The organism is Sphingomonas sp. PP-F2F-G114-C0414, from assembly GCF_003688595.1.
GTDB lineage: Bacteria > Pseudomonadota > Alphaproteobacteria > Sphingomonadales > Sphingomonadaceae > Sphingomonas.
Genome location: NZ_RCWT01000014.1, coordinates 74026 through 90615, shown reverse-complemented (window position 1 = coordinate 90615; position 16590 = coordinate 74026). Strand labels below are relative to the sequence as shown.

The window sequence follows — 16590 nt, the reverse complement described above, 5'->3', positions numbered from 1 at the left end:
TATGCTTTCAGCCGCCACGAGGGCGCGGAGATTGAGGCCGATCACGACGACGCGACGTCGGACTTGCCGGTCTTGTCGTCGATCGCTTTTGGCGCGGCAACCGGCGGCGGCGTCTGCGTATCGAACAGGTCGGGAGCGCGTTCCGGCGAAAGTGCGGCCATGCCAGGCCGATCGCCGTGACCGCCATCATGACCCGAAGCATCAACGGGCGCGGCGGGGGCGACGACCGGCTTCTCGACCATCACCGGCTCGTCCGTATGATCGTCCGCGTGGTCGAGCGACCGATAATCGCGACGGTGCTCCTCCGTCTCCGGCGAATGCACTACCTGCGTGGTATCGGCCGTAGCATCGCCACCCGTCTGCGGATGCTCGCGCATGATGCGTTCGTTTTCCGACGCCCAGCGCTTTTCCATCTCTTCGAGTTCGGCCTCGCGGACCATCGAGTCGAAGCCCGAGCGAAATTGCCGCGCGACGCCGCGCGCCTTGCCGACCCAATAGCCGACCACGCGCATCGCCTTGGGCAGGTCCTTCGGACCGATCACGACGAGCGCGACGAAGGCCACGAGCAGAAACTCGGAGGGCGCGATATCGAACATTCAGCCGCGCCTATCTAGGGTCGTCAACTTTGCCGGCTTCAGGCAGGACGGTCGTCGCGGACGCGATTGCCGTCGCGATCGAACGCGGGATCGGCCGTCTTCTGCGCTTCGATCCGGGCCGATGGCTTGGCGGGCGTCTCGTCGTCGTTCTCGGACATGCCCTTCTTGAAGTTCTTCACGCCCTTGGCGACGTCGCCCATCAGGTTCGAGAATCGGCCACCGCCGAGAAGGAGGATCGCGACGACCGCGAGGACTAGCAAGTGAATCGGGCTAAAACCGCCCATAGCAATTCTCCTGGAAACTGGACCCTATCTAAGCCTCATCCCGTCTCATTGCCAGCCATCTCGCCATCGGCGTCCGCGTCGCGGTCACCATCGCCGTCGCCTTCCAGGCGATCGAACGCCAGATCGACCGGGTCGAGCAGTCCCGCGGCGCGCAGATCGTCGATCCCAGGCAGGTCGCGGCGGCTCTGGAGCCCGAAATGGACGAGGAATGCAGGCGTGGTCGCGAACATCAGCGGGCGTCCCGGCACTTCGCGTCGTCCGGCCGGCTTCACCCAGCCCGCCTCCATCAGGACGTCGAGCGTCCCCTTCGAGATCTGCACGCCGCGAATCGCCTCGATTTCCGCGCGCGTCACGGGCTCGTGGTACGCGATGATCGCCAGCGTCTCGATCCCGGCACGGCTGAGCCTGCGCAGTTCCTCGCGGTCGCGGCGGAGCATGTGTGCCATGTCGGGCGCGGTCTGGAACTGCCAGCGTTCGCCGCGCCGGACGATGGCGATGCCGCGGCCGGCATAGTCGGCCGTTAGCTGATCGAGCGCGGCGCGGACGTCGCCGGTGCCGACGTGCGCGCGAATCCCGTCGAGCGTCAGCGGTGTCTCGGCCGCGAACAGCACCGCCTCGACAGCGCGCATGAAGTCGTCCGGTGGGGTCACGCGCGGGCTCTCAGATACAGCGGCGCGAAGGGTGACGCCTGGCGTAGTTCGATCCTTCCCTGCCGCGCGAGTTCGAGCGCTGCGACGAAGCTCGATGCCAGCGCCGACCGCCGGAGACGCTCGCCCGCTTCGGGGAGAAAGCTTTCGATCACGCTCCACTCGATCCGCTCGCCGACCAGCATCGACACGCGCTCGAGCGCCGCCTCCAGCGTCATCACCTCGCGGTCGGCGACGACGTGCATCACCGGCCGCGTCCGCGCGGAAATGCGGCCGTACGCGGCGATCAGGTCGAAGATCTCGGCCTGCCATGCGGCCTTGCGCACCGTCCGCAGACCCTCGGATGCACCACGCAGGAACACGTCGCGCCCGGTGCGATCGCGCGCTATCAGCCGCGCACCGGCTTCGCGCATCGCACTCAGGCGTTCAAGCCGCAGTTGAAGCCGCAGCGCGAGTTCCTCCGGGTCGGGCTCGGCGAGTGGGTCGCGGGGCAGGAGCAGCGCCGATTTCAGATAGGCGAGCCATGCTGCCATCACGAGATAGTCGGCCGCGAGTTCCAGCTTCAGCGCGCGCGCGGAGTCGACGTACGCCAGATACTGCTCGACCAGCGCGAGGATCGAGATCTTTCGCAGATCGACCTTCTGCCCGCGTGCGAGCGAGAGCAGCAGATCGAGTGGCCCCTCCCATCCGTCGAGATCCAGGGTCAGTTGCGCGTCGTCCATCGCCTGACGCTACAGCGCACGCTGCCGGGCATCCACCCTCAACGTTTGACGATTGACCATACGGACCGTAAACGTTTCATATGGTCACGGTGAATGTGAGGCTTGAATGGGTATCGTGAAGATCGACGACGCGCTGCACGAGGACGCGCGGCGGGCGAGCCAGGTGCTGTGCCGGTCGATCAACGCTCAGGCGGAGTTCTGGATGAAGATCGGCATGCTCGCCGAGGCCAACCCGACGCTGTCGTTCAATGATATCGTCACTGCGCAACTCGCCGCCGCGTCGGTGCGCGTCGCCGACAAAACGGCAGCCTGAGATGGTGAAGACGCCGGCCGAACTGGCGCTGATGCGCGTATCGGGCGCGTTGCTGGCGTCGGTATTCGAGATGCTCGACGTGCAGGATCTGGCGGGGCTGTCGACGTTGCAGGTCAACGACATGGTCGATCGCTACATCACTAACGACCTCGCCGCGCGGCCCGCGAGCAAGGGGCAATATGGCTTCGAATACGTCCTGAACAGCTCGATCAACCATGTCGTCTGCCACGGCGTGCCGAACGTTCGCGACGTCATCCGCGACGGCGACATCGTCAATCTGGACATCACGCTGGAGAAGAACGGCTTCATCGCCGATTCGAGCAAGACATATATGGTGGGGACCGTTCCGCCCGCCGCGAAGCGCCTCGTGCGGGTCGCGCATGAGGCGATGTGGCAGGGTATCCGGCAGGTCCGGGCAGGCGCGCATCTCGGCGACATCGGCTTCGCGATCGAGCGGCACGCGAAGAAGCACGGCTATGCAGTGGTGCGCGACTATTGCGGGCACGGCATCGGCCGCGAGATGCACGAGGAACCGCAAGTGCTCAATTTCGGGCGCGCGGGGACCGGCATGACGCTCCGCGAGGGGATGGTCTTCACGATCGAGCCGATGATCAACCAGGGGACGCGCAAGGTCTCGACCGAGGATGACGGGTGGACGGTGGTCACCGACGACGGCAAGCTTTCGGCGCAATTCGAGCATACGGTGGCGGTGACGCGGGGCGGGGTCGAGGTGCTGACGTTGCGCGGGGACGAGCGGGATCGGGGGTTGGGGTGATCGCGAGGTTCGCAACCGTTCATTCCATTCCGTTCGTGCTGAGTAGCGACTGAGCAGGCTCGCAGAGCCGTACCGAAGGCGTGTATCGAAGGACAGGTTCCCCGCGCGTCCTTCGACACGCCGCTTCGCCAAGCTCAGCAGCTACTCAGCACGAACGGGGGCCCCTCCACCAACACCACCCCGGCGGAGGCCGGGGCCCAATTGGGAGACGGTGGTAACTGGGGATCGCGCCCCGTTACTGCGACCTCTCCAATTGGACCCCGGCCTTCGCCGGGGAGGTGCACTGGACAGCGCGCTGCCGATACCAAACCGGCCTAGGCACGCGCCAACAGCGCGTCCCGCGTCGCGATCAGTTCCGCGAGGTCACCCTTGCCCGTCCCGACCGACGCCATTGCTCGATCCAGCCTCGCGCGAGACGCTTCCGAAATTTCCCCAAGCCGCCCGGCGATCTCGACCATCTCGTCCATACGCGCCCAGCAGTCGAGCACCAGGTCGCACCCGGCCGCGATCGCGCCCGCCGCCTTGTCGCCAGCGGTGCCGGACAGCGCCTTCATGTCGATGTCGTCGGTCATCAGCAGGCCGTCGAAGCCAATCCGTCGACGGATGACCTCGTCGATCACGATTGGCGACAGCGTCGCGGGGCGATCTGCGTCCCAGGCGTCGAAGACGATGTGCGAGGTCATGCCCATCGGCGCCTGGTTGAGCGTGCAGAAGGGTTCGAGATCGATCTCGAGGTCGGCGTCGGTCGCGGTGACGGTCGGGAGGTGGTGGTGCGTATCGACCTTCGCGCGACCGTGGCCGGGCATGTGCTTGACGACACCGACGACGCCGCCTTCGGCCAGCCCTTCGAGCGTCGCGCGGCCGAGGGCAGCGACGCGCATGGGATCGGAGCCGAACGTGCGCGAGGCGACGGCTTCGGTGGTGTCCGGCTGCGACACGTCGAGCAGCGGCAGGCAGTCGACGGTGATCCCGACTTCGCTGAGCATCACGCCAAGCGCATGCGCGTTGGCGCGTGCTGCCTGGATCGCGGTCATCGGTGCGCGTTCATAGGCTGCATCGAATACCGGGCCAGCAGGGAATGCGGGCCATTCGGGCGGTCCCATTCGCGCGACGCGGCCGCCCTCCTGGTCGATCAGGATCGCCAGGTCCTGGCGTCCGGCCAGCGCGCGGAGCGAGTCCGTCAGCGCACGAACTTGGTTGCGATCGACGATGTTGCGCTTGAACAGGATGTAGCCGGCTGGTTCGCACTCGGCGAAGAACGCGCGTTCGGCGGGGGTGAGGACGGGGCCGGACAGGCCGAAGATGACGGGCTTCATGTCTCGTCTTTATCCCAGCGCCGCAGAAGGATCATCCTTCAATAATCCTTCGACACGCGGACGTTGGCGCTCTGGCGGCCGAGCGTGGAGATGCTCGACAGCAACGACAGCCAGCGGGTGACCTGGAACTCGACCTGCGTGGCGGAATAGCCCTGACCGTCGGTGACGATCTCCGCATACAGGCGCCGGGTGACGTATTTGCCCGCGGCGATCGAGGTGCCCTGCCCCGTCTGCGGATCGGCGGGGAGGATGCGGAGGCGGTCGAGACCGGCGGCGCGGCGCACCGCGTTTATCGGGTTGAGACCGCTGCCGCCGCCCTGCAATGCCGCCACCGCCGCTGCGAGTTGCAACGCTTCGGGGGCGGACAGGTTGGTGATCGAGGTGCCGAACAACAGCCGCGAGAGCAGTTCGTCCTCGGGCAAGGCTGGCGTGCTGGTGAAACCGATCTCGGGTTTGAGCGCGTAGCCGGTAACGCGGATCGATGCGCTGAGGCCCGTCGAGTCCGCATTCGCCTCGATATCCAAAGCAGGGTTCGCGGGCACCTGCCCGTCGAAGCGGATCACGCCGCGCGCCAACTCGAACTGTCGCCCGGCGAACTCGTAGTCGCCGCGGATCAGCGTGGCGCGGCCGGTGATCGCCGGGTTCTCGGGCTGGCCGGCGATCTGCAGATTGGCGGACCATTCGCTGGTCAGGCCGAGTCCGCTGACCATCACCTGGTTCGGCGCGCGCGCCTTGATCGCCAGCGTCCAGGGCTTGGTCGGCGTCGCGACTTCCTCGCCGCCGTCGGGCAGGTTGATCTCGCGGATGTTGAGTTGGGGAACGGCGCTGGCAGCGGTGGCCTGGCCGAGGCGGTAGCGGCTCTTGTCGAGCACGACATCGCCCGCGATCGTGCCGCCCGAGCCGTTCGACTTGAACGTCAGCGGGCCCGAGACGGTCGCGCCGATGTCGTCGCGGTTGATCATCACCGCCTTGTCGGCCTGCAATTTGAGGTCGAGCCCTACTCCCGCAGCGGCGGCGAATTCGAACTGGCCGGTGCCGGTGACGCGGCCGCCCTTGCCCGCGTCCGCGCCGAACCGGTCGATCACGAGCCGCGAGCCGCCGAAGCGCCCGGTCGCCTGGACGTTGGTGAGGACGGTGCCGGTGGTCGCACTCTCGATCCGCGCGCCGTTCGCCTGGACGATACCGCGCAGCGTCGGGTTGGCGAGCGTGCCGACGACGTCCGCACCGATCGCGACCGGACCCGACAGGTCGAACAACTCGACCCCGGTCAGCCGCCAGAGCGTATCGGCCGGACCGCTGTACCGAAGCTGCCCGAACAGGCGGGCGTTACTGATCCGGGATGCCAAGTCCCCCTGCCCCAGCGGCGCAAGCTGTGCCTGAGCGCGGCCGATCGTCTTGCCGGCAGACGCTATCACCGCGCGCAAGCCGAGCTTGTCGGGCGACAACACCGCTGCGACGCCGACGTCGATCGGGCGCGACGAGAGGACGAGCCCGGCGCGGCTGAGCCCGCGGATCGTGAGATCGGCCTTGCCGGTCGGCGCGGCGCCGTTCGCGGTGGCGACGTTGAAACGGCCCGATGCCGAACCGCTGAGCCCGAGCCCGGGATACCCGATATCGAGCAGCGCGAGCGGCATGCGCGTCAGGCTGGCGTCGACCGCCGTGCTGGTGCCGGTGAAATGGCCACCGACCTGCGCCTCGCCGCCGCCGAAGCTGAGCTTGGTGGGCGCGAGGTGCCAGCCGTCCTCGGCCTGGGTCAAGACCGCGGGGGTGAGCAGTTTCAGCGGGCGGCCGTCGAGCGTGCCCTGCGCGGAGATCGCGTAGCTGGTCGCGGTGACCTGCGTTACGCTCTGGATATCGAACGCGCGGCCACGCGAGCCGGCGATCGACGCCTTGATCGTGCCGACGCCGCCTCTGAGCGACGCCGCGCCGTTGAACCGGGCGAGGCTGAGCGCGCCGTGGCGGAGGCCCAAACCGGTCGCGGTCGCTTCGATCGAGGTGCCTGCCGGGTCGAGCAGTGTGACGAAATCAAGCTTGCCTGCGCGCAGCGCGACCGTGTCGAGCGTCGCGGCCTTGGCGGCGAGATGGCCTTCGATGCGCTGAACGGTCCCGACCGGACGGAACAGAAGTTCGCCCGAGATACCGCCGCCGGCAACCGCGAGCGCGCCGTTGAAGCCGCCATCGACGACCGCGATGTTCCCACTCGCCCGCGTGCCGGCGACGTTCAGTGCAGCGACCTGGATCGTTGCATCGGCGCCCGGCGGCAACAGGATCGCGCCATTGGTCGTGAACGGCCCGAGCCGCGATCCGCCGGCTGCGGTGAACGCGAACCCCTGCGGCGTCGGATCGAGATGCGCGCGGACGTTCGACAGGCCGAGCGTCGCATTGGGGCTGGCGAAGACGAGGTCGAGCGTCGGCTTTTCGATCTGGCCGTCGAGTTTCAGCGTAACCGGGCCGTAAGTCTGCTGGCGTCCGCCGCCCTCGAAATGGAAGGTCCCGTCGCGCCGACGATAGCCGTTGCCGGTCAGCCGGATCTGCGGCGCGGTGAGCACGAGGTTGGTGAAATGCAGCACGCCGTCGGTGGTGCGTTCGAGGTTGGTGGTGATCCGCGGCAGCCCGCCTGCGAGGCTGCGGAAGAACGCGTTGTCGAGCCGCACCATCTGCGCGCTGCCCTGGCCGATGACGCGCGTGCCGTGGCGGTTGGGGCCGGGGACGACGCGCAAGGTGGACTTCACGTCGACGATGCCGAGGCCGGGGATCAGATAGCGGCCGAGCCCGCCGTTGATGCCGACCTCGAACTGGCCGTTGCGCAGGTCGACCGCGAGATTGATGCTGCCGGTGAGCTTGTCCGACCGGAGCTTGAGCGCGTCGCCGGTGAGCAGCGTCGGCGTCACGCGAAGCAGGCCGTCGACCGACAGGTTGCGCAGGATCCCGCCCGCCACCGTGCCGACTCCGGTGACGCGCGCGGCGGTGAAGCGGATCGGTACCGTCACTGGCGCAGCGGATAGCCGCCCCTTGCCGGCGGAATGCGCGTTCTCGAACCCGGTCTGGTCGAATGCGAACCGGCTCGCATCGAGGCGGTAGTCGAACGCCGCGGTCGCGAACGGGCCGTCGAGGATCGCGCGAAGCTCGACCATGTTGCCGGTCATGTTGTCGAACAACGCGGGCGGGCGAAGCAGCCGCGCCTTGATCCGGACGTCACGATACGCGTTCGCACCGAGATCGACGATGCCGGTCGTGTCGATCGCCAGCGCGGGAGTGCGGAGCGAGAGCTGCCCGTCCAGCCGGCGGTTGGCGAACTCCGCACTGCCGTTGACGAGAATGCGCGGTGCCGTCAGCCGTTGCAGCCGCCCCTTGAGCAGCGACGACGGCGAGAGCGTGCCCGACAGCGTGTAGCGCCCGGCGACCTGCGCGAGCGCGAGATCGACGACGCGCGTCGTGCCGACGATGCCGTTGGCGCGGCCGTTCCACTTCGCCCAGCTACCGTCACCGGTAACCGCGAGTGCGACCGGCCCCTTCGCCTTCACCATGCGCGCGAGCACGCCGCCCGCGGCCCCCTTCGCGGCGACGTCGAGGTCGAAGCGATCGCGTGCGGGCTCGGCATCGATCCGGAGCTTCAGGTCGTCGCTGCCAGCGACGCGTGCCTTGAGGTCGACCAATGCTCGGCCCGACCGGATGTCGGCGCGGCCTTCGAGCGTCCCGATCCGCTGCGTTCCCAGCACGCGCTTTGCCAAGGTCAGCCGCCCGACTGACAGCTTGCCGATATGGATATCGAAATCAGGCAGGATCGGGCCACGCGTCCTGGACGGTTTGGTACGCGGCGTGTGCGTCAGGATCGCGCGATCGACGATCAGCCGCTGGATCTCCAGCCGGTTGGAGAACCAGTCGAACGGCGACCAGTCGAGTTCGACATTCGGCGCCTGGAAGACGAGCCCCTCCAGATCGTACACGCGCAAGTCGACCAACCGCGTATCGCCGTACAGCGATCCCTCGATCCGCCCGACCGTGAAGCGCAGCCCGTTGGCGGCCCTGATCGCGGCGATGCGGTCCGCAACGAAGCGGTGGCCGATCCCCGTGTCGACGATCAGCAACGCGGTGCCGACGATCACGAGCAGCGCCATGACCGCGCTGGCGATCCAGCGCCACCACGCGATCCGGCGCTTTGGAAGAGCGGCCGCCTCGCTCAAAACGCCTGCCCCAGCGAGACGTACACGGCGACGCGGCTGTCGCCCGGCTGCGGGTTGATCGGCGTGCCGACGTCGAGGCGGATCGGGCCGAAGTTCGAATAATAGCGCACGCCGATGCCGGTGCCGTATTGCAGCCCGGTGAATTTCGGCAGCGGCGAGGTGTAGATGTTGCCCGCGTCGAGGAACGGCACGATGCCGAAATTGCCGAACGCCTTCACCCGCGCCTCGATCGAGAATTCGGTCAGGCTGCGCCCGCCGATCGGGTCGTTGTTGGGATCGCGCGGGCCGATCGACTGATAGCCATAACCGCGCACCGACGCGCCGCCGCCGGCATAAAAGCGCCGCGACGGTGCAACCTCGTCACGCGGGGCGCCGACGATCGTACCGAGCCGGGTGCGGGCGGCAAGCACCACGCGGTCGCCGAACGGCTGGTAGACGCTGCCGTCGAACTGCGTGCGCGCATAGCCGAACACCGAGTTCTGCAACGACACCTCGGGGCTGAGCCGCGCGCCGAGCCGGAACCCCTTGGTCGGGTTCAACAGATCGTCCGAGCCGTCATAGTTGAGCGTCGTCGGCAGCGCGCCGATGAAGAACGTCCGCCGCCGCGGTGCGCCGGTCGACACGATCACGTCACGCTCGTCCGACGCCAGCAGTTCGGCACCGACCGACCAGGTCCAGGTTTTCTGGAAGAAGATGTTGGTCTGCCGTTCGAGGCTGCCCGCGAGCGTGAAGGTCTTCGCGTCATACGCGTCGCGGTTGGTATGCACGCCCGACGCCTGGAACGTCAGCACCCGGTCGCGGCCCTCGAAATTGTTGCGCCGGAACACGACCGAGCCGAGTTGTTCCTGCGTGCCGAGCACACCGCGTACCGTCAGCGCGCCCTCGGGCGGGAACAGGTTGCGGTGCGTCCAGCTGAGTTCCGCGCGCGCGCCTTCGCCGGTGCCGTAGCCGAGCTCGCCCGCGACGGTGCGCGGCGGTGCCGGGTCGAGCTTCACCGCGACGTCGACGGTATCGGGCGTCGACCCTTGCACCGGCTTGAGGTCGACCGCGGACACGAGGCTGGTCTGGATCAACGCGCGGCGCAGATCGTCGAGCTTCGCTGCATCATAGAGGTCCCCGGGCGAGAAGCGCGCGATCTCGGCGACATGGTCCGCGCCGAACACGCGGTTGCCGGGCAGCGCGCGGATCGTCCCAAATTTGCGCGCGCCGCCGGGTTGCACCGACAGGTCGAGCGTCGCGGTGCGGGTGGCGTGGTCGACGACGATCGCCGGATCGCCGACCTTGGCGAACGGAAAGCCCTCGCGACCGATCTGCGTCGTCAGCTTGGCCTGGCCCGCGACGATCGCATCCGAATTGACGGGGTCGTCGGGCTTCACGCCGAACTCGGTAGCGAGCCCCGGCGCCTTGTCGCCCGCCGCGGCGATGCCGTCGATCGTCACGCCCTTGAACTTGTAGAGCGTGCCGGGGGTGGCCGACAACACGACCATCGGCTTTGCGCCCGGTTCGACGCGCGTGACGACGTTGGAGTCGTAATAGCCCTGCGCGCGGAGCAGGCTGTTGAGCAGGTCGGCATCTTCGCGCGCGCGGCGATCGAGTTGCGCGGCGTTGGCGGCCTGGTGATCGTTCGCGTCGAGCGTCGAAAGTGCCGCGAACCGCTGCCGCAGCAGCGTGTCGTCGATCCCGTCGATACCGTCGATCCGCCACGCATAGCGGCTTTCGGTATTGGCATCGACCGCGGCGACCGTGGCGGCCGGATCGATCGGCGAGTTCGCGAGATCGGGCCACGCGACGCCGATATCGGGCAGCGCGGCGAGCGGCGAATTGGGGTCGAGCGACATCGGCGTGTCCGCGGTCGGCGGGGCCGGTGTCTGTGCAGGCGCGGGCGCTGGTGCGGTTTGGGCACGCGCGGCAGATGCGCCGGCACCGGAAACCGCCCCCGCTGTCGTCAGAACGAAAAAGGCGGCGGCCGGCCCGGCTCGCCCGACGCGGAACACCATGTCAGGCTCCTAGCCGGGCTTGTCGTTGCGGAACAGTATCTAACGCCGCATTTCCGCCACGTTTCGTCCGGGCGGGGGATTGCGCTGGTGCGGGGTGTCGGAACGCTAGTGATCCGGGCAGGCGGGCGAACATACGCGGCGCGCGGCTGGCATCCCGGCGCGGTGCGTGGCAGGACGGGGCGATGGCCGACCCTACTTCCCGCGACACCCTTCCTCCCCACAAGGACCCTAGCGCCGCGGGCGGGTTCCTCGTGGCGCTCGGCATGCTGGGCGGCGCGGGTGTCGGCTTTGCGGTCGGCCAAGCGACGCCAGGGTTCCTGATCGGGACCGGGGTGGGCGTGCTGGCGGCGGTGCTGGTGTGGTTGCGGGACCGGCGGTAGAGGGCTCGTCCCGCTCGTCTGCCCCTCTTCCGTTCGTCCCGAGTAGCCGTCGAGTAGTCGCCGCAGGCGGCGTATCGAAGGACAGGGTGGCGCACAGAACCGATGCTTCGAACGCGCCCTCGATACGCTCCTGACGGAGCTACTCGGTCGCTACTCAGCACGAACGGGAAGGGCGGTAGCCACTCCTAACGCGGCTCGCGCATCTGCCACACCACGCGGCCGATCACCGCGATCCGCCCCGCCGGGATCGGTCCCGCCGCCGGGTTGTCGCTCGTCGCCATCAGCGTCCCGCCGGCCAGCACGACGCGCTTCACCATCACCGCGTCGTCGATCCGGATGACATACACCCCGCCTTTCGCGCGCGGCGTCCGGTCGGCAGTGTCGACCACGATATGATCGCCGTCGAACAGCCCCGGCTCCATCGAACTGCCACGCACACGGATGATCGCCGCCTGCCCGTCCCTCAGCCCGAGTTTCCGCGCGAGGCCGGGGTCTAGCGTGTCGGTGCCGAGCACGATCTCGCCGTCGACCTGCGCGCCAGGCCCTGCTGACGCGGCGATGTCGAGCTTGCGGATGCGGAAACCCGTCCCGCGATCGGGTGGAGCGCCGAGCACGGTCTCGCTCACGCCCAGATAGGCGGACAACAATCGCCGGTCTCGTTCACCCAGGATGCGCGGCGATCCACGACGGACATATTGCTGGAGATACGCCGCGTTGCGCCCGAGCATCGCCGACAGCGCCGCCAGACTGTCGCCCCGCGCCGCCGCCAGCGTTGCCAGCGCGGTCCTCGGATCGGGATCGGATGCGGTTTTCGACATCACGCGACCCTAGCGCAGGAAATTTCCTAGACAAGTAGGATTTGACGGAACAGATCAAGAACAGAACAAGGGACTCGGGAGGAACGACGGTGACGATTCTGATGAAGATCGATCGATATCTGCGGCAGACGGGCATGCCGATGACCAAGTTCGGACGGCTGGCGGTCGGCGATCCGCGGCTGGTGCACGACCTGCGCCGCGGTCGGCAGGCGCGCGAACCGATGGTGGCGCGGATCGAGTCGTTCATCGCGCGGAACGGATCATGAGGATGGACGCGATCCGCGGCCCCGATGCGGGCACGCTGCTGATCCGCGCACTCCGGGGCCATGCTGGGGCGACAGGCCTGACGATGCACGTCGAGTCGATCGCGTGCACACCCTGGGCCAGCGCGACGTTCGTCGGCACGCTGCACCGGCTCACGATCACGGCGATGCCCGTACCCGGTCTTCGAGACTGGATCGACGCGTTGCCCGACGCGGAGTTTGCGATGCGCGGGCATATCGTCGCCGATCTGGTGGTCGAGGGCATCGAGTCGATCGGCGACCGCGAGCATGTGACGATCGCGGTACTCACGCTGATCGACGCGTAAACGTCTCGTCAGGGGTGGACTTTCGCTGGCCGAACCACGAAGTCGGCGGTCAACGAAGGAGATTCATATGGCCGGGATGGGCAAGTTCGACTGGGCGGATCCGTTCCTGCTCGACGATCAGTTGAGCGAGGACGAGCGGATGATCCGCGACAGCGCGAAGGCCTATGCCGATGACAAGCTCGCGCCGCGGATCATCGATGCGTTCCAGCACGAGCATACCGATCCCGCGATTTTCCGCGAGATGGGCGCGCTCGGGTTGCTCGGGCCGACGATTCCCGAGGAATATGGCGGCGTCGGCGCGTCCTATGTCGCCTACGGGCTGGTTGCGCGCGAGGTCGAGCGGATCGACTCGGGCTATCGCTCGATGATGTCGGTGCAGTCGAGCCTGGTGATGTACCCGATCAACGCGTTCGGATCCGAGGAGCAGAAGCGCAAATACCTGCCCAAGCTTGCGACCGGCGAATGGATCGGCTGCTTCGGGCTGACCGAGCCCGATGCGGGGTCGGATCCGGGCGGGATGACGACGCGCGCGAAGAAGACGGCGAACGGCTATGTCATCTCGGGCGCGAAGACGTGGATTTCGAACTCGCCGATCGCCGACGTGTTCGTGATCTGGGCGAAGTCCGACGAGCATGGCGGCGGCATCCGCGGCTTTATCCTGGAGCGCGGGATGAAGGGGCTGGAGACGCCGAAGATCGAGGGCAAGCTGTCGTTGCGCGCGTCGATCACGGGCATGGTGATGATGGACGAGGTCGAGGTCGGCGACGATGCGCTGCTGCCCGACGTGCAGGGACTGAAGGGGCCGTTCGGGTGTCTCAACCGCGCACGGTACGGGATTTCCTGGGGAGCGCTGGGCGCGGCGGAGTTCTGTTTCCATGCGGCGCGGCAGTACGGGCTGGATCGCAACCAGTTCGGGACGCCTTTGGCCGGGCGGCAGCTGTTCCAGAAGAAGCTGGCCGACATGGAAACCGAGATCGCGCTCGGGTTGCAGGCGTCGTTGCGCGTCGGACGGCTGATGGACGAGGGCCGGTTCGCGCCGGAAATGGTCTCGATCGTGAAGCGCAACAACGTCGGCAAGGCGCTCGATATCGCGCGGATGTCTCGCGACATGCATGGCGGCAACGGGATTTCGGGGGAGTATCAGGTGATGCGCCATCTGATGAACCTGGAGACGGTGAATACGTATGAGGGTGCGCATGACGTGCACGCGCTGATCCTCGGGCGGGCGATCACGGGTATCGCTGCGTTTTGAGTTCAACCCCGACGTCCTACCACCCCGGCGGAGGCCGGGGCCCAATTGGGGAACGCGTATTGGCTGACGCTGCGCGTTGTTACTCCGACCTTTCCAATTGGGCCCCGGCCTCCGCCGGGGTGGTGCTCTAACGTGGAAAGCAAACCCTCCCCCCTCGCCGGGTTGAAGGTGGTCGAACTGGCGCGAATCCTTGCGGGTCCTTGGGCTGGGCAGGTGCTGGCCGATCTCGGGGCCGACGTGGTCAAAGTAGAGAGTCCCGCCGGTGACGACACCCGCACATGGGGCCCGCCGTTTATCGACAACCCTGACGGCACGCGTGACGCCGCGTATTTTCATGCCGCCAACCGCGGAAAGCGATCGGTCGTTGCCGACTTTACGACCGCTGAAGGCCAGACGATCGTCCGCGACCTGATTGCCGACGCCGATGTCGTGATCGAGAATTTCAAGGTCGGCGGGCTCGCGAAATACGGGCTCGACTACGCCACGCTCGCCGCGATCAATCCGCGGCTCGTCTATTGCTCGATCACCGGGTTTGGCCAGGATGGCCCCTATGCCCCCCGCGCGGGTTACGACTTCATCGTCCAGGGGATGAGCGGGATCATGGACCTGACCGGCGAGCCCGATGGCGCGCCGCAGAAGATCGGTGTCGCGTTCGCCGACATCATGACCGGGCTGTACTCTGTGATCGCGATCCAGGCGGCGCTGGCAATGCGCGAGCGGACCGGCAAGGGTCAGCAGATCGACATGGCATTGCTCGATACGATGACCGGGGTGCTCGCCAACCAGGCGATGAACTGGTTCGCCAGCGGCGTGTCGCCGACGCGGGTCGGGAATGCGCATATGAACGTGTGTCCGTATGCGGTCTTTCCGTGCGCGGATGGGTGGTTCATCCTGGCGGTCGGGAATGACGGGCAGTTTAGGCGGTTCTGCGACGCGATGGGCTTGCCCGAGATGCGCGAGGATCCGCGGTTCGCGACAAATGCCGGGCGGTTGGCGTTCAAGGATGTGTTGTTCGCGGGGATCGAGGCGGCGACGTCTCGGGTGCCTAAGCTCGAGTTGCTGGCGCGGCTGGAGGCGGTGGGTGTGCCGGCCGGGCCGATCAATACGGTGGCGCAGGCTTTCAAGGATCCGCAGGTCGTCGCGCGGGGGATGGCGATAGACGTCGCGCGGCCTGATGGGTCTCTGGTTCCGGGGCTGCGTACGCCGATCCGGTTTTCCGATGCCGATCTCGCGACCGGGCGGGCGGCGCCAATGCTGCCAAAACCACCGTCATCCTGACGAAAGTCAGGATCCAGAGCCACGTGCGCTAGCGTTCTTGGCTCTGGATCCTGGGTCGAGCCCAGGATGACGGATGGGGTTAGGCCGCGACCTCCGCCACTGGCTTCCGGGCATACAACCCATACGCCAGGATCAGCGCGTAGCAGATCGCCGGGAGCAGCAGCGCGAAGTGCAGGCTGCCCGACTTGTCCGCCAGCATGCCCGTCAGATACGGGACGATCGCGCCGCCGACGATCGCCGTAGCGATCACGCCCGAGCCTTCCGCCGCACGCTTGCCGAGACCTTCGGACGCGAGGCTGAAGATCGTCGGGAACATCACCGCGTTCATCAGACCGATCGCCAGCAACGCCCAGCCCGACAGCGCGCCCTCGGTGTTCGCCGAGATCAGGATCAGCGCCAGCGTGCCCGTCGCGACGCCAGCGAGGACCTTGCCCGGCGACACCTTGTTCAGCACGTACGCGCCGATGAACCGGCCGACCAACGCGCCGCCCCAGTAGAACGGCACGTGCTTGCCCGCGGCGACGTCGGTCAGGCCCATCACGCTTGGCTGCATCAGGTAATTGACGATCAGCGAGCCGACCGCGACCTCGGCGCCGACGTACAGGAAGATGCACGCCGTCCCCATCGCGAAGCGCGGACGCTTGAGCAACGTGAACGCGTGGAAGATGCTGCCGGTCTGGTCCTGCTCCTCGTTGAGCCGGTTGCGGCGGGTCCACACGACCGCGGCGACGATCAGCAGAGCGATCGCGAGGCCGATATAGGTGTGCACAACCGTCCGCGACGATTCGGTCCGATACGCGTCGAGCGCGGCGCCGGTGAGCTTCGAGGAGTCGACCGTCGCCAGCCCGCCGAGGATCAGCGCGGAGCCGACATACGGGAAGATCGTGGTGCCGAGCGAGTTGAATGCCTGCGCGAAGGTCAGCCGGCTAGAGGCGGACTTGGGATGGCCGAGCGCGGAGATCAGCGGGTTGGCGACGACCTGCACGACGGTGATCCCGGCGCCGAGCACGAACAGCGCGAACAGGAACATGCCGAAGCTCGCCTGCCCGGCAGCGGGGATGAACAACAGGCAGCCCGCGGTCATCGTCACGAGGCCGATCGAGGCGGTCCGCATGTAGCCGGCCTTGCGCACGATCGCGGCGGCGGGGATCGAGAACAGCGCATAGGCGAGGAAGAACGCCGACTGGACCAACATCGCGGTCGCGTGGTCGAGCGTGAAGAGCTCCTTCATCTTCGGGATGATGATGTCGTTCAGCGAGGTGATGCCGCCGAAGATGAAGAACAGCGCGAACACGAACACGCGCAGGTCGGGCGCGTCATAGCCGTGGCTGGCATCGCCTCCGGCTGCTGCTGTGGATTTGGTATCGACGTGCATCGTATTGCGCCCTCTCGCGGTATTTCCGCGCGACATAAGCCGGGGTGGCGACGCGTGGCAATGC

The 16590-nt window shown here is 67.3% G+C and carries 16 protein-coding genes; 7 read left to right on the top strand and 9 right to left on the bottom strand.

The genetic code is table 11. The features are described from left to right. Positions 1-41 precede the first annotated feature (41 nt). From tatB to C8J47_RS16455, 4 genes are read right to left on the bottom strand one after another with little or no spacing between them, the layout of a single operon-like run. The gene (gene tatB / locus C8J47_RS16470; protein ID WP_121886588.1) at positions 42-596 is read right to left on the bottom strand and encodes a Sec-independent protein translocase protein TatB; all 555 of its coding nucleotides are present in this window, start codon (positions 594-596) and stop codon (positions 42-44) included. Between the two features lie 38 nt (positions 597-634). Next, on the bottom strand, positions 635-880 hold the full coding sequence (locus C8J47_RS16465; protein ID WP_056055794.1) for a Sec-independent protein translocase subunit TatA: 246 nt from the start codon (positions 878-880) through the stop codon (positions 635-637). Positions 881-915: 35 nt separating this feature from the next. After that, on the bottom strand, positions 916-1530 hold the full coding sequence (scpB, locus tag C8J47_RS16460; RefSeq protein ID WP_121886587.1) for an SMC-Scp complex subunit ScpB: 615 nt from the start codon (positions 1528-1530) through the stop codon (positions 916-918). Continuing rightward, complete coding sequence (locus C8J47_RS16455; protein ID WP_121886586.1) at positions 1527-2249, bottom strand: ScpA family protein; 723 nt, start codon at positions 2247-2249, stop codon at positions 1527-1529. The genes scpB and C8J47_RS16455 overlap by 4 nt, the downstream gene beginning before the upstream one ends. Positions 2250-2355: 106 nt before the next feature. Here C8J47_RS16455 and C8J47_RS16450 point away from each other — a divergent pair, with 106 nt between their 5' ends. After that, complete coding sequence (locus tag C8J47_RS16450) at positions 2356-2562, top strand: ParD-like family protein (protein WP_056055789.1); 207 nt, start codon at positions 2356-2358, stop codon at positions 2560-2562. 1 nt (position 2563) lies between these two features. Next, positions 2564-3337 (top strand): type I methionyl aminopeptidase, encoded by a 774-nt coding sequence (gene map, locus C8J47_RS16445; protein ID WP_121886585.1) that lies wholly within the window; start codon positions 2564-2566, stop codon positions 3335-3337. A gap of 314 nt (positions 3338-3651) precedes the next feature. On the opposite strand, the gene C8J47_RS16440 is transcribed toward map, so the two are convergent. The 3 genes from C8J47_RS16440 to C8J47_RS16430 all read right to left on the bottom strand — a co-directional run bounded on the left by C8J47_RS16440 (position 3652) and on the right by C8J47_RS16430 (position 10834). After that, the gene (locus C8J47_RS16440) at positions 3652-4653 is read right to left on the bottom strand and encodes a glycoside hydrolase family 3 N-terminal domain-containing protein (RefSeq protein WP_121886584.1); all 1002 of its coding nucleotides are present in this window, start codon (positions 4651-4653) and stop codon (positions 3652-3654) included. 38 nt (positions 4654-4691) lie between these two features. Further along, positions 4692-8771, bottom strand: a complete 4080-nt coding sequence (locus C8J47_RS16435) for a translocation/assembly module TamB domain-containing protein (RefSeq protein ID WP_121886583.1) — start codon at positions 8769-8771, stop codon at positions 4692-4694. A 62-nt stretch (positions 8772-8833) separates the two neighbouring features. Further along, the gene (locus C8J47_RS16430; protein WP_121886582.1) at positions 8834-10834 is read right to left on the bottom strand and encodes an autotransporter assembly complex family protein; all 2001 of its coding nucleotides are present in this window, start codon (positions 10832-10834) and stop codon (positions 8834-8836) included. Between the two features lie 182 nt (positions 10835-11016). Between C8J47_RS16430 and C8J47_RS16425 the strand changes: the two genes are divergently transcribed. Next, a complete protein-coding gene (locus C8J47_RS16425; RefSeq protein ID WP_121886581.1) occupies positions 11017-11214 on the top strand; it encodes a hypothetical protein in 198 nt (65 codons plus the stop codon). A gap of 185 nt (positions 11215-11399) precedes the next feature. Here C8J47_RS16425 and C8J47_RS16420 read toward each other — a convergent pair whose 3' ends face one another. Next, entirely contained in the window at positions 11400-12032 is a 633-nt protein-coding gene (locus C8J47_RS16420; protein WP_121886580.1) for a S24 family peptidase, read from the bottom strand. A gap of 89 nt (positions 12033-12121) precedes the next feature. On the opposite strand from C8J47_RS16420, the gene C8J47_RS19255 reads away from it, so the two are divergent. The 4 genes from C8J47_RS19255 to C8J47_RS16405 all read left to right on the top strand — a co-directional run bounded on the left by C8J47_RS19255 (position 12122) and on the right by C8J47_RS16405 (position 15151). After that, entirely contained in the window at positions 12122-12298 is a 177-nt protein-coding gene (locus C8J47_RS19255; RefSeq protein ID WP_165899516.1) for a hypothetical protein, read from the top strand. Continuing rightward, positions 12295-12621, top strand: a complete 327-nt coding sequence (locus tag C8J47_RS16415) for a hypothetical protein (protein WP_220683394.1) — start codon at positions 12295-12297, stop codon at positions 12619-12621. Before C8J47_RS19255 ends, C8J47_RS16415 begins: the two co-directional genes overlap by 4 nt. Before the next feature lie 67 nt (positions 12622-12688). Continuing rightward, a complete protein-coding gene (locus C8J47_RS16410; RefSeq protein ID WP_056055772.1) occupies positions 12689-13873 on the top strand; it encodes an acyl-CoA dehydrogenase in 1185 nt (394 codons plus the stop codon). Positions 13874-14005: 132 nt separating this feature from the next. Beyond that, positions 14006-15151 (top strand): CaiB/BaiF CoA-transferase family protein, encoded by a 1146-nt coding sequence (locus C8J47_RS16405; protein ID WP_183129150.1) that lies wholly within the window; start codon positions 14006-14008, stop codon positions 15149-15151. Positions 15152-15230: 79 nt separating this feature from the next. On the opposite strand, the gene C8J47_RS16400 is transcribed toward C8J47_RS16405, so the two are convergent. Then, the gene (locus C8J47_RS16400) at positions 15231-16526 is read right to left on the bottom strand and encodes a sugar MFS transporter (protein ID WP_121886653.1); all 1296 of its coding nucleotides are present in this window, start codon (positions 16524-16526) and stop codon (positions 15231-15233) included. Positions 16527-16590 lie beyond the last annotated feature (64 nt).